This window comes from Microcoleus sp. MON2_D5 (genome assembly GCF_036701905.1).
Lineage (GTDB): Bacteria > Cyanobacteriota > Cyanobacteriia > Cyanobacteriales > Microcoleaceae > Microcoleus.
Genome location: NZ_JAUBRM010000059.1, coordinates 34,303 through 47,624 on the forward strand (window position 1 = coordinate 34,303; position 13,322 = coordinate 47,624).

A 13,322-nucleotide genomic window follows, 5' to 3' on the forward strand; every position below is an offset into this window, starting at 1 on the left:
GTGATGCGAGTATAAGCCTAAAATGATCCAAACCCAGTTGCTGTTTATGGATGAAGCCCGTCGGGCTCGACCCACCATCAATTTTGAAGATCGATAATTATAAAAAAAAGGCGTTTGTACTTGACAAACGCCTTTTTATAGAATTACAAACGCGGCGTCTTATCTTGTTTAAACGACGCTAACCATTCGCGAATTTGGTCGGCCGCAATCTCGCGCCCGCCCAAACCAAAAGCTAGAGCAATACCAACTGCGATCGCCCCGAGCAGCAGCCCGAAAGCCAAATTCACAATATCGCTGCCAATGCCCATCTGTTGCAGCGCCAAGGCCGAAACAAAGGCAATAATCGCGATCCGAGCCGTTTGGCCCAAAAGCCGCGCTTGACGAGTTCCAGAACTGGCAATCAAACTAAACGCCAGATTCGCCAAATACAAGCCGATCGCAAATACCACCAAACCGGCCAGCACCCGACCTGCAACCAGGACAATACCGCTAACAATCGCCGTCAGCGCTGGAATCCCGAGCACGTCGGTAGCCGCCACCACAGCAAACAGGATGATGCCCACCTGTACCACAATGCCGACAAATTCCGAAGGCGTGCGAGCCGGAAGTTCCGGTTCCTGAAGAATCGTTGCGTCGGGATCGATCGAACTTGGCGGTAGCCTCAGCGACTGTTTCGGTGGCTGCACTCCCAACCAAGAAAAGACATTGTTGAAGCCAATTCCCGTCAGGATATTAGTCACCAAATCGCTGATCCAGCGGCCCAAAATGTAAGCAACCGCCAGAATTAGGGCTGCTGTAAAAATGTTGGGAAGCGCGCCCAAAATGTCGTTGAGCATCGCGATTGCCGGCTGCGAAATCGCCTGAATGTCCAAAGCGTTCAGAGCTGCGATCGCCGTTGGAATCAAAATCAAAACATAGACTATCGTCCCGACAATCCACGACAGGGATTGTCCGCCCGAAGTCCGCGAAATTCCAAACCGAGCGCCCAAACTGTCCGCCCCAGCAGCAGCCAACAGATTCGTGACAATCCGCCGCACCACCATAGCCAGCAGCCAGCCCACAAACCCAATCAGCACAGCTTCCAGAATTTTCGGAATTGCCGCCAGAATTTGGTTGAGTAAATTATTAACTGGCAGCAGAGCCTGCTGCATTTCCAGTGAGTCGAGAATCAGCGGCAAAAACAGCAGAAAAATGAACCAGTACAGCGCATTCGCCACAGTATCGCTCAGCAGCAAAGGGCGCTCAGTGGACGCAGTGCCCACCTCCTGATTCAAGCGCTCGTCCACGCTAAAAGTCCGCATCGCCCGCGATACGGCCATTTTGGCGACAGTTGCCAACACCCAAGCAATCCCCAACCAAATTAGCGCGCCGGCTAACTTCGGCAAGAAACCGGTAATTTGATTGAGAAAAGTATTGAGGGGTTGGGAGACAGCCGTTAGATTCAGGCGGTTGAAAAAGGCAATTAGGAAAAAGATAAAAATGATCCAGAACACCGCTGTGGAAATCCATTTTTCCACTTGCGGGGCTCCAGCTCCTTCCGGCCGGCCGGTAATCCAAGCAGCCAGCCGATTGTCGAGCGTAGTCTTCTTGAGCAATCCCCCGACTACAGATGAGACGAGGGCTGATACTATCAAGCCAATTAGCAGGATACCGACGGCCCAGAGGAGATTTTCAATGTTTGAGCCCTGAATGAAATTGTTAATTCCGCGTTCCGCATCTGTCAGGGGATTCCCGGATTGGGCCTGTGCCAAAATGCGATCGGACAAAGCCGCTATTGGGCCCGAGATCGGTTGAGTTATTTCTTGCCAAGTTTCATTCATTTTTTTCTCAGGTTAACGTCAGATTTGACAGGGAGAAGACGAAACTTTAATAATAGTTCCACAAAATCTAGACATTGCCTAAATTTAATGTTTGTACGCTTTTACTCGTACTGGGTTAACTACAAAACCCTCTATCGAATTAGGGACAAACCCATCTCCGACTGCTTTCCGGCCAATATTCAAAGAACCGTTTACATCGGCATTAATGAAGCGTCCAGTTTGGGTTCTGAACAATCCTCTTTTTACCCTACTGCCAATGTAGTCGGAATGTTTTTGAATTGGTTCCCAATCCAAGGCTGAACATTTGGATGTGTAATTATCCTCTACTAACACAACTTTAATTCCCGCAATCAGTCCTTTGTACTGCAACATTTGCACGAAGCGGCGATGGGGAATACAGGCAAAATTTTGATTATTAACCTTGCCAGTCTTAATCCCATCTTTGAAATCCTGGTTCCAGCCTATAACCAGCAAGCCAATTTGATGATTGACGAGTTCTTTAATAATTGCGGAGCTCGTCGTGTGGAAGTAGTAATCCACTTTACAGTTACGCTTGTGCCACAATTTGGCGAGTTTTTTACTGGTTTTTTGGGCTGCGGGCAGCAAGGATTTCAAGGCCGATGAAACTTGATTGCAGTATTGGTTGGTTGACTTAACAGCCCGTCCGTCGAAGATTGTCGGTACTAACCCAGGAACATTGTAGGTTAATGTTGCCAGATTGTTTAATCCTAAATCTATGGCAGCTACTCTCTGATTAACTTGTAAAGGCTGTTCTAACTTTTCATAGAGCACCTCGACAACATAACAACCTACCTTGGGAACAATCCGGATTTCCAGAATCGAGGTGACTTTTGAGGGCAACCAAATATTAGTCCCAGAGGGACGAGCATATCCTTTTTTTAAGGCTCTTTTGCTGACAGCTTGACAATTAAATACAACTACATAGCGCCCGTCCTCTCTTTTTCGCTCTCTTGAACCTTTATAATGAGGGATTTTCGGGGCGGCTTTAAATTTAGTTGGGTCTTCCTGATAGTTCCGCACCGCCAGATAATAGCTAGTCCATGCTTTGAGCACTAAGCCGAGCGTGCTTTGTGCTACCTTTGCGGGCAGTGCTTTGTAATCAGGACTTGTTTTGAGCGTGTGATAAACAGCCAGAGCGTTTGTTTGTTGGCTGGCGAAAAAGTTTTGACGGTAGATGTAGTTAGCGCTATTGTAAAGATTTTTGCACAGCCAAGACAGTCGATCGGCTTCTCGATAAAACCTATGATTTGGTTTAATGACGTGCCTTTCGACTAACTGCATAATCGGTATATATACTTTAATTCAAGATGATACACTGTCTTTATGAGTGTGTCAATCTTTTAATTTCTGGAAAAATTGACGGTACAAGTAAATAAAGGACTATAAAGTAAGCAAAGTTTTGTAATACCCTCGTTGTTGCAGGTTCTCATGTCAATTCGTCAAGTTTTCGAGCAATCCATTGAAATTCAGGCTGCTGCTACTCTGGTGGAGCGCTGTATAGTCGATCGAACTTTGATGCACAAGTGGCTTAATCCCCTGCTACGCTGCGAACCCGAGGGCGAATGGGATACGGCTGTAGGAAGTCGCAGCTTATTTATCATAAAAATTCCCGTTTTGCAACCCACTTTAGAGAGTGTTGTGTTGGAGCGACAACCCGGTTTAATTGTGTGGGGGTTTGACGGATTTTTCAAAGGATGCGATCGCTGGGAATGCCAGCCCCAAATCCAAGGAACTCTCTTGATTAACCGCTTTGAATTTCAAATTCCCAATCGTTTAATTAGATTTGGTTTCAATCGCTTTGCCGCCCCTTGGACGCAGAAAGATATGAAAGACCAACTCCGCCGACTCAAGCGGGTAGCCGAGCAACTATCTCAAAAAATGGGTAAGGGGTAATGGAGAAGGGGTAATTGGGAACTTGTTCGCTCGCGTAGCCGAAGTATTGGTAATTGGTAATAGCGGAAAACTAAGAGCTAATAGGAAAAAAAGCACCAATTCCCAATTCCCAATTCCCAATTCCCTGGAATTTCAGTTATTTACTTCGTACTTCCTGATGGACTGGGCTGACAAATCATTTGTCTGGCAGAATTCACCGCTTGACCGGCGGTATTTTGCAAAGCCGGGGAATTCTGATACAAAGCTTGCAAATCTTGCACGTCTTTAATCACTCGCTCGTAGATAGCAATAGCTTGATTGCCGTCAACTTCTAAAGCCGCAGGGCTGTAATTTTGCATCACTTCAATCAGCGATATTTTGCCATCTTTGGAAGCTGCGACTAAAGCATCGCGCAGTGCGGGCACGCTTTGAAGCCGAGCAGTCGGCGCATAAGCAACCTCGCCCAATTGTTTGAAAACAATTTCCCCAAAATAAGTAGTTGCCAGCCGCGCTACTAATTGGGAATCTAAAGGCACTTCTCGCGTTAATATTTCGCGCACCGACTCGGGAGTTTGTTTCGCAAGACTCAGAACGCTTTGCAGTTGAGATGATGCTTTGCCAGTTTGTGCAAAGCTTTGCAAGTCGCTCATCGGTAATGTTACGTCAACAGCACCGTATTTTACGGTAAGATTGTCTAATGCAAAGGCTTTGTCGCTGCTTAGGAATACTGCACTTGTTCCCAGTAAAAGAGCCACACCTAATGATAAAGACTTTAACATTCTTTTGGTTAAATGGGCTGAGAGCGGTTGCATTCGGTTGAGATAACCTTGTTGAAACTGAAAGTTCATGAGTTTGTGCCTCTTTACTTCAAAATACTTTTTCGATCGCTCGTCTGTGCCGGTATCCGTGCAGGTATCTGTGCGCGTACCAGTCGGGAAAGTGGACTCGGGATTTCCGTAAATGACCTATAATTTTACAGTCAAGTCAAGCAAATTTAACCTATCAAAAGATAGGTGTTAATTGACAATTAATATGTTATAATTATTTTTTTAATAATTTTACATACCTTTGCAAAAATGATAAAAGCGAAATTTGGTCGTCGGGCAGCAGTGTATTGAGTGTCACTTGAATATGTCTTATAGTCTGCGATCGATACCAAATTTAATGTTCACATATCCCGATCGAGCCGATCGACCAATTGGCGAATTCTAGCAGCATCAGGAGCATTCGGAGCATTTCTCAGGTATAGTTCCAAATCGTGGCGCGCTTCGACTAAGCGTCCCAGTTGATAATAGAGAATTCCGCGATCGCGCCGTTCCCCCAGCGCATCGGGAAACAGCAGCAAAATCCGTTCTATCGCCAAGAGTAGCCTCACAGCATCTCCCTGTTGCAAGTAAATCGCCTTCAGATTTCCCAGCATTCGCCCCAAAAAATGTCGGCGACTTACCGGAGCGAGAAAAGTCGGCTGCAACTCCATAGGTTGACCGTAAATTTGAGAAAGTCTGGCTTGACAATCTTCAGGAAATAATATCTCGCCGCCGTTAAACGCATCAACAAAAATACCAGCATCTTCAAAATCCGGTCTAATTAAAAAATGTCCCGGCATCCCAATTCCCACCATCGGAAAATCAATGCGCTGAGCAACCTCCAAATAAACCAAAGATAAAGATATCGGAATGCCAGTACGCCGATCGATCACTTCATTCAAAAAGCTATTGCGGGGGTCGTAATAATCAACATCATTGCCCGCAAACTGCAATTCCCCGTATAAATAGCCGTTAATAGTTTGGATAATCCGCAGCGGATAATTCTGTGCCGGCAGGCGTGAGCGCACTTCATCTGCGATCGTGTCGAGAGCGTTGAGATACTCCTCTGGCTCTAAATTTGGGTATTCTTCCAAAGCCATATAAAGAGCAGCTTTCGCCAAGTCGATCGAGCCATCAGGCTGGTTTATTTCTCGATAAAAGAGTTGTCGGGCGATCGGAAAATCCATATTTATTATTGATTTATTTTTAATTTACTTTTTGTACCAACATCATGAACAGGCAAGATGCCTGTTCCACAACAAAGATTATTCTGGGAAACAGGCATTTTTTGTAGTAGAATTAACCTTTGTTATTGTAAAACAGGTACTTCTTATTGTGAAACAGCCATCTGGTTTGTTGCCCAAAACATATTAAAAACACTGCATTATTTAAATTTTAATATATTCTAAGTTTTTTCATCTAAATCCGCCACTATTTTTAATAAAGCTTCACGATTTTTTAAAAATCGAGCCAGATTGAGGTGAACGCCCTCGGATGTCAAATCAACTTTCAAATCCCGTGACTTTTACCAATCACCCAACTGCGGCGGAAAATCCGAGCCAGAGTCGATTCTTCCAAAGCAAAATAGATAGGGCGGCCGTGAGGACAAGTGCGCGGATTGCGAGTTTGCTGCCATTCATCCAACAACTTTTGCATTTGGGAAAGACTCAAAGGAGTACCGTTTCGCATAGCGCTACGGCAAGCAGTCGCAACTTGAGCCGCTTGTAAATCTGCGACTTTACTGAGTTCAAAAAGCGCATCCGCACAGTCATCTCGATCGGCTAACAATTCAGGAACTTCGCGGGCAGCCCATAGCTGTTCGCCAAAACTTTCTACTTCCAAACCCAAGCGGGATAAATTCTCAATTTGCAGCGCCGATAATTGACTGAGAATCACTGGTTTTTCTAGAGATTTTAGCTGCCAATCCGCGCACAATTGCTCGTATAAAACGCGCTCGTGAGCGATATGTTGTTCCACCAACCACATTCCGCTGGAATGTTCGGCAACAATGTAAGTATTGTGGACTTGAGCGATCGCCCTCAATTCCATCAATCCTATTTTATTAGCTTTTTCCTGTGCGCCACCTTCATCATTCTGCCTAGCCGAAATCCCGACACTGTAAGCACTTTTTTGTTCCGATGCCTTCAGCAATTTTCCCACTCGATCGGGAATTGGGGCAGGCGGCAAAACTTCGTCGTTCAAATGCAAAGCACGAGCAATTGCTGCGCTAATTTGTGCTTGCCAAAAACTCGGATCATGCAGATAAATTTCAACCTTAGCCGGGTGGCGGTTCCAGTCAATTTCCGAAGGGGAGATTTGCAGGTGGACAAAACACACGGGATAGCGATCGCGCGGACAAGTACGGGCAAAGGCGCTGAGAATACTTTGCTCTAATTCGGGCGATCGCACAACTCGCCGATTTACCCCAACTTTCACCCAATCCGGCCGCCTGCGGTGACACCGATCGGGCAAACCAATTACTAACTCCAAACGCTGGGAATTGGGCATTTGGAAATGGGAACTGGCAACTGGTAATTGGTAATTAGGCTTAACTGTAGCTCCAACAAGTTGAGTTTCTATCAATAAATTTGCTGCTTTCTGATTTTGAGGACTCGCCGGCAAATCTAACTTTAAATACTGCAAATCGCTCGATCGCACACCGCGCACGAATTGAGGTAAAAGTTGTTCCGCTGTGCTACCAGGAGTTACGTGCAAACAAGGCGTATTTCCTTGACGCAACTGCCAATTAACGTGCGGGTGACAAATCGCAATTTGCTGAAGGGTTAATTGGATCGATCGCATTTGCTGTGCCGGCGACAAAAAACTGCGGCGCACAGGCCAATTGCCAAACAAATTATCAACAGTCACCACCGTACCCGGAGCGATCGCCGCTGTTTCTACCTCCACAGCAACGCCCGCGTTATTGTAAACCACCCGCCAGCCCGATCGAGCATTTTCAACTCTCCCTTTGTTAAAGGAAGATTTGGCGGGGGTTTGCGCCGACTCTCGATTTTCCGAAAAATCCCCCAATCCCAAATCATTCGATCGGCTCAAAACCTCCAAACAGCCCAACTGAGCTAAACTGTGCAAAGCTTCCCCACGAAATCCCAAAGTATCAATTTTGTAAAGGTCTGCTTCAGTGGTAATTTTGCTCGTACTGTGAGGCGAAGCCGCCTGTCGCAAATTTTCCAGATCCATTCCCGTACCATTATCTGCAACTTGCACCCGCCACTGTTCGGGCCAGACAGAAACAACTATGCGAGTTGCACCAGCATCCAGAGAATTTTCAACTAATTCTCGTACCGCAGCGGCGATCGAGTCAATCACTTCGCCGGCGGCAATTAAATTGATAACTTCTGTGGGTAAGGTTTGAATAGTAACTGGCATCAGATTTTTAGCGCTTCGTTAATTCAATTCTACTTGATTCTGCAAGTCGCTACACAGTATTAGGACTTAGGCTCTTAAACCCGGTTTATTAGTAAAATATTGTTTTATAACAAGATATCTATTCATCAACCAAGTCTCTGAGGCTTAGTGAGAAAGTCCTAAGTATATATCTTCCTCCCTACTTAATTTTGATCGGCTAAAGCCCTGCTTTTCGGCAAGCGCATATAAAAAGTTGTGCCTTTTCCGTCCTCTGACTCATAAGTAATTTTCCCTTTGTGAGCCTCAACGATCGACTTAACAATTGCCGTTCCCAACCCAGTACCAGTCCGCTTGCCATAAGTCACAAACGGTTCAAATAACTTTTCCTTAATTGTCAGTGGAATGCCTGGGCCGTTATCGTAAATGCTAATTTCTGCCCACTCCTCACTTTGTGTCACCGCAATCTCCACCCGACCCCCTCTTCCGCCAAAAGCCTCAACAGCATTCCCAACTAAATTTTGTAAAACACGCAAAATCTTATTTTCGTCCGCTTCCACTATGACTTCTGTCACCCGTACTATCAAATCTACGTTTGCTGCTTCACAATAAACTCTGTTCAACTTTTCAAACTGCTGCAACGTCTGAATTAGATTAACTGGTTTTTTATTTAATACAGAATTACCGCGCGAAAATTCTAACACTTCTTCAGCCATCCCCAACATTCTATGAACCTGCAATTGAATAAGTTCGCACCACTCCTGAGTTTCCTCATCTTCGTGCATTTCTTTGAGCATTTCAATGGAGAGTTTGATTCCGGTAAAAGGACTTTTGAAATCGTGAATAATTGTACTCACCATTTCTCCTACCAATACCATTTTTTGTTTGTGTACCAACTGGCTAACATAGTGATCCGTGGTTTCTCGTAAATTTTTAGTAATGAAACTAAACATTTGCAGTACCGAACTGCCTTTAGCAAACTGGAGAGTTGCTATTAGTTCTTCACGGGCTATTTTGGCCAAAGTCGAGCCTGCAACTGCCACAGCTCTAGCACTGCGAGGTTCTCCGTCTAAAACTCCGAGTTCGCCAAAATAATCGTCTGGCTTAGCCACAGCAACAGTTTGATATTTATGATTTTCAAGACGCTTGCTAAACTCGACTTTACCTTCTAAAACTAGATATAAAAAATCCGCTGTTTCTCCTTCTTCAAAAACCAGCGTTTCCTGAGCAAAACTCTCCAAAACAGCTATTTGGTAAAGGTGAGCAGCTTGCTCGGGTTCAAAATAAGACATAAATCGATGAGAGGCCAGATCCATGTGAAAATACCTGAGGCTTAATTTAAACAGTTTCTTTTTTCTATTTTCGCCGATCGCCATCAGTGCGTTAATAAAATACAATACTGCTTTAATCTGCGTCTCTTTTCGAGCCTCCTAGGCTTTGACACAAGCATCAGCGTCGGGATGCAGAGCCAGACTAGCATAGCAGCACCAGCAATCTCACCAAAATCCTCAGTTAATTGACTAAAATACATAAGTATTGTACTATTTTTGAGATTTAAATTGGATGTGCGGGGGGTTCTCCGGCCACCTCAGAAGATTTTAACTGTAGAGAGATCGTGTAATTTAAATGTCGATCGACCGAGTTTACAAAAATTAACGCTCGCCCGATAAAACGATCGCAGCATTCTGCCCGCCAAAGCCAAAACTTAAACAAACCGCATTTCTGACAATAGCCGATCGCGCACAGCGAACAAAATCTAATTCAAACCCCGGTTTTGTCATTCCAACGCAAGGCGGCAACATCTGATATTTAATGCTCATCAAACAAAAAGCCGCGCCCAAAGCTCCTGAAGCTCCCAAAGTATGACCCGTAGCCCCCTTAGTCGAACTAACAGCAACTCCTGGGTGAAATAACTTCTCAATTAACAGTGCTTCGTGTCGGTCATTTAACTTAGTTGCAGTACCGTGAGCATGAATAAAATCTATATCAATCGTCGCTAAATTGCTGCGTTTCAAACATTGATTTACCGCCGCGATCGCACTTTGCCCCCCCAGCTCCGGCGTATTAGCATGGCAAGCATCATTTGTCAAGCCAAAACTGGAAATTTGCCCGTAAATTTTAGCACCACGACGCCTTGCCAACTCGGCAGATTCTAATACAAATAAAGCGCCGCCTTCACCGAGAACAAAGCCTTCCCGATTTTCATCAAAGGGATAGCATCCATTATTTGCCAAAGCACCCATCCGGCTAAATCCAGCCAGAGTCAGCGGTGTGATAGGCGCTTCGACAGCACCTGCGATCGCCCGCTGACACTCACCGGTGCGGATTAAATCAACAGCGCGGGCGATCGACCAAATACCCGTCGCACAAGCAGCCATCGGCGCCAGTACCGGCCCCGTCGAACCAATTGTCCTCGCCGCTGCGATCGCCCCCATGTGAGGCAAAAAATTCACAAATTGAGAATTGGGCATTGGGCATTGGGCATGGGGCATTGGGCATTGCGAATCGGTAATTGAGAATTCTCTATCCTCTTCCTTCTTCCCTCTTCCCTCTTCCTTCTTCCCTCTTCCTTCTTCCCTCTTCCTTCTTCCCTCTTCCTTCTTCCCTCTTCCTTCGCTTGCCAACAGTTCCAAATTTGCCTGGAAGCCTCGGCTAGAACCGATCACAATTCCGCAATCGGGCAAAGGCAAAGTCAAATTAGCATCTTGCACAGCATCTGTTAAAACCTGCCGAATTAAAGTTATTAAATCGACAGGTTTTGTGCCAATTAAAGCCAAAGGTCGCCGTTCAAGTTCTATAAAAGGTTGATGTTGCCGAATTCCTGATTCCCCAGACAACAATCTTTTCCAGCTACCATCCAGAGTGCCTAAAGCAGAAACCAGGCCAATTCCCGTAACAACAACATCCACATCTGCCCTCAGAATCCCAAATTTTTAGTCATTAGTCATTAGTCGTTAGTCATTAGTTATTTATGATTGGAACTAATTATTAACTACTAACCAACGACCAACGACTGATATCGTTCCCGGTTGCATCGGAATAATAAAATCGAGTCAACCGTCAACAGTCAACAATCATTTCGATCGTGCAACCGGAATTGATATGACGAGTGACGACTGACTACTGACTACTGAACAGGCTTAAAATTTTCCAAACCTTGAGTAACAGTAGCCTTCTCAATGCGATCGCCCGCTTCAATCTTATCAATCACATCCATGCCTTGTTTCACGTACCCAAAAACCGCATAGCTGCCGTCCAAAAACGGTACATCGGTCAAAGTAAAGTAAAACTGAGAAGAAGCCGAATCAGGACTCTGCGATCGAGCCATAGCAACAGCCCCGCGACTGTGCACCAACACGGGTTTCTCCTTAACCCCAGCTTCTTCTAGCGTTTGGCTGTAAGTCGGATTGGCAGCACCTTTAGCTTTAATTTCCAGAGGAATCCTGCGTTCGGTAGTAGTTTTTGGGTCAATAAAACCCCCAGTTCCCAGTCGCGCTGTAGGGAATTTAGGGTCTTTACCCTGAGGGTCGCCGCCCTGAACTACAAAAGGCTGAGGTTCCCGCACGACTCGGTGAAATACCAGCCCGTCGTAGACTCCTTTCTGAACCAAATCGACAAAATTGCCTGCAGTAATTGGCGCATTTGTGCCGTCGAGTTCGATCGTAATTGGAGCACCTTTAACCGTCATCACCACCGTTGCTTTTCCTTGCAATCGTGGCAAATTGCTCAATTGTGAACTCGCCGCAGCAGCAGCAGGAGAAGGAGACGGAGACAAAGAAATATTTTCACCCGACGCCGGATTCGATGTCGCAGTCGAGTCTGCCACAGGGGAACTACCGCATCCTCCGACAAACAACGCGCCAATTATTAAAAGTGAGAACAACCACCGCTGAATTTTGATTTGCATTTGCATTTGTATTTTCACTTTGAGTCAATTACGGACTTTGCAACTAAAGATTTTAATTCAATAGTCCGAACTGTTTTTAGTTCCTAGTCTGAAACCCGCGATTTTGCTTTGGTAGCGAACAGGCATTGGAGCCTTGAAACCCTTATTCTACGGTTGGCCATCAAAAACTATCCGAAGTATTGTTAATTGATAGATTCAAAAATTGGTAACGGGCTTACTCGCAGATCGATCTTTTTCACTTACCAGGTAGGTAAGGTGCGCGGCCCGGCGCACCCTACGAGACATTACCAATCTAAAATCTAAAATCGCAAATCCCTAAAGTCCTTCTAGGGGAACTTGCAAAAATCGAGCCAATTCAGCCGCTTGATTTTCCACTTCCGACAAAGCAATCGGCTGTCCGACTCTAGTCAGGGGAAACTGACGGCGGTCTTTGAGCTTAAGATAAATACTGCGGCGGGGACTGAGACCTTCTTTAATGTCTACCCGCACAGATTGCACGTCCGATGTCTTGCAAGTAAAATCAAGCTTGCGGTTTTTGCCGGGAAAACCCCAGCGAAAGATCCGAATCTTGCCAGTTTGTCGATCAAACTCGCTGTAACCGCCACCCACATCCCAGAGAATAGTCAGCCACAGGTATAGCGCCAACAGCACGCCACAGACACCGTAGAAACCCATCGCAATGCCTTGGGGGATGAAAACAAGGTGAGTCGGGTCAGCAAAAGGCAGCAGGTTAACGTGCAAGTAGCTGGAAATGCCCGACAGCAGGAAACCAGTCCCTCCAATGCTGACCACCGTCGCCCACCAGTAATTGCTGAAGCGGCGGGAGCCCAAAACCGGGTAGCGCAGGAGAGGATCGATCGAGGTCGTTGTTTTTGCAGTCATAAAATTAAACAGCCTTAAAGCCAAATCTTAATTCAATTAGTCCACCGAGCGTCACGCTTCGCTGACGCGATCGCGTCATCTACCGATCGGCATTGTGTATCAACTCCTGCTAATTATGTTGAAAAATTCTGAACTTCTAATATATACTTATGTTAAGTTTAATTAGAAACCTTAGTTTTTTAACAAGCAAAAGGATTTTACCGCAGTCAGGAACTAAGGGCTAAGGCCACTGAGCTTGTAAGAAATTGCAAGCTGTTCTGACCAGACCCCTCGCAAGAGGAGACGTTATTTAGGTCACGACACCGGCGAATGCGACGCCAGTTTTCCGCTCTGTCACCTGCGATTAAACAGTTTTAAAGTCACTGAAACAGTGTCGCAGGTCTAACAAGCCTTTATAACCAGGTCGAGGCGAACATTACCCCGCAAGGGAGACTGAGGCAACCATACCTCATCGGAGGGGCAACCATACCCCTCCAACCCCGAAAGGGGAAAGATTCAAGGCGATTGAAATCGCCGCGTTGTTTTCCTCTCAGGTCGGAAGACACGCTCGTTTCCCACTTACCCAGTTTTTTTTATGACAATCGCAGTCGGACGCGCCCAGACCGAAAGAGGCATCTTTGATGTACTCGACGACTGGCTCAAACGCGATCG

Annotated in this window: 10 protein-coding genes; 1 reads left to right on the plus strand and 9 read right to left on the minus strand. The window is 45.8% G+C overall.

Annotation, left to right across the window (positions count from 1 at the left end):
* Positions 1-143: 143 nt before the first annotated feature.
* Complete coding sequence (locus QUA47_RS21145) at positions 144-1,820, minus strand: mechanosensitive ion channel (protein ID WP_333217558.1); 1,677 nt, start codon at positions 1,818-1,820, stop codon at positions 144-146.
* 84 nt (positions 1,821-1,904) lie between these two features.
* Positions 1,905-3,122, minus strand: a complete 1,218-nt coding sequence (locus tag QUA47_RS21150) for a transposase (RefSeq protein WP_333432197.1) — start codon at positions 3,120-3,122, stop codon at positions 1,905-1,907.
* Between the two features lie 147 nt (positions 3,123-3,269).
* Here QUA47_RS21150 and QUA47_RS21155 point away from each other — a divergent pair, with 147 nt between their 5' ends.
* Positions 3,270-3,734: an SRPBCC family protein gene (locus tag QUA47_RS21155; protein ID WP_190661051.1), complete on the plus strand. Its 465-nt coding sequence runs from the start codon at positions 3,270-3,272 to the stop codon at positions 3,732-3,734.
* A gap of 140 nt (positions 3,735-3,874) precedes the next feature.
* On the opposite strand, the gene QUA47_RS21160 is transcribed toward QUA47_RS21155, so the two are convergent.
* The 7 genes from QUA47_RS21160 to QUA47_RS21190 form a co-directional block, all read right to left on the minus strand.
* On the minus strand, positions 3,875-4,561 hold the full coding sequence (locus QUA47_RS21160; protein WP_333432198.1) for an alpha/beta hydrolase: 687 nt from the start codon (positions 4,559-4,561) through the stop codon (positions 3,875-3,877).
* A gap of 320 nt (positions 4,562-4,881) precedes the next feature.
* Positions 4,882-5,706, minus strand: coding sequence for a SirB1 family protein (locus QUA47_RS21165; RefSeq protein ID WP_190736049.1), 825 nt, complete (start codon positions 5,704-5,706; stop codon positions 4,882-4,884).
* A 322-nt stretch (positions 5,707-6,028) separates the two neighbouring features.
* On the minus strand, positions 6,029-7,906 hold the full coding sequence (gene mutL, locus QUA47_RS21170) for a DNA mismatch repair endonuclease MutL (protein WP_333432199.1): 1,878 nt from the start codon (positions 7,904-7,906) through the stop codon (positions 6,029-6,031).
* 182 nt (positions 7,907-8,088) lie between these two features.
* Positions 8,089-9,198 carry an ATP-binding protein gene (locus QUA47_RS21175; protein ID WP_333432200.1) on the minus strand — a complete coding sequence of 370 codons (1,110 nt, stop codon included), beginning with the start codon at positions 9,196-9,198 and terminating at the stop codon, positions 8,089-8,091.
* 336 nt (positions 9,199-9,534) lie between these two features.
* Complete coding sequence (locus QUA47_RS21180; RefSeq protein ID WP_333432201.1) at positions 9,535-10,791, minus strand: beta-ketoacyl synthase N-terminal-like domain-containing protein; 1,257 nt, start codon at positions 10,789-10,791, stop codon at positions 9,535-9,537.
* A 218-nt stretch (positions 10,792-11,009) separates the two neighbouring features.
* Positions 11,010-11,795 carry a peptidylprolyl isomerase gene (locus QUA47_RS21185; RefSeq protein WP_445302533.1) on the minus strand — a complete coding sequence of 262 codons (786 nt, stop codon included), beginning with the start codon at positions 11,793-11,795 and terminating at the stop codon, positions 11,010-11,012.
* 309 nt (positions 11,796-12,104) lie between these two features.
* Entirely contained in the window at positions 12,105-12,671 is a 567-nt protein-coding gene (locus tag QUA47_RS21190; RefSeq protein WP_333432203.1) for a photosystem I assembly protein Ycf4, read from the minus strand.
* Positions 12,672-13,322: the final 651 nt, after the last annotated feature.

What these genes read in the sequence shown, in the direction of transcription:
- QUA47_RS21155 (WP_190661051.1), top strand. Translation starts at nt 3,270, where the DNA reads ATGTCAATTCGTCAAGTTTTCGAGCAATCCATTGAAATTCAGGCTGCT.
- QUA47_RS21165 (WP_190736049.1), bottom strand. Translation starts at nt 5,706, where the DNA reads ATGGATTTTCCGATCGCCCGACAACTCTTTTATCGAGAAATAAACCAG.
- QUA47_RS21185 (WP_445302533.1), bottom strand. Translation starts at nt 11,795, where the DNA reads ATGCAAATGCAAATCAAAATTCAGCGGTGGTTGTTCTCACTTTTAATA.
- QUA47_RS21175 (WP_333432200.1), bottom strand. Translation starts at nt 9,198, where the DNA reads ATGGATCTGGCCTCTCATCGATTTATGTCTTATTTTGAACCCGAGCAA.
- mutL (WP_333432199.1), bottom strand. Translation starts at nt 7,906, where the DNA reads ATGCCAGTTACTATTCAAACCTTACCCACAGAAGTTATCAATTTAATT.
- QUA47_RS21190 (WP_333432203.1), bottom strand. Translation starts at nt 12,671, where the DNA reads ATGACTGCAAAAACAACGACCTCGATCGATCCTCTCCTGCGCTACCCG.
- QUA47_RS21160 (WP_333432198.1), bottom strand. Translation starts at nt 4,561, where the DNA reads ATGAACTTTCAGTTTCAACAAGGTTATCTCAACCGAATGCAACCGCTC.
- QUA47_RS21145 (WP_333217558.1), bottom strand. Translation starts at nt 1,820, where the DNA reads ATGAATGAAACTTGGCAAGAAATAACTCAACCGATCTCGGGCCCAATA.
- QUA47_RS21150 (WP_333432197.1), bottom strand. Translation starts at nt 3,122, where the DNA reads ATGCAGTTAGTCGAAAGGCACGTCATTAAACCAAATCATAGGTTTTAT.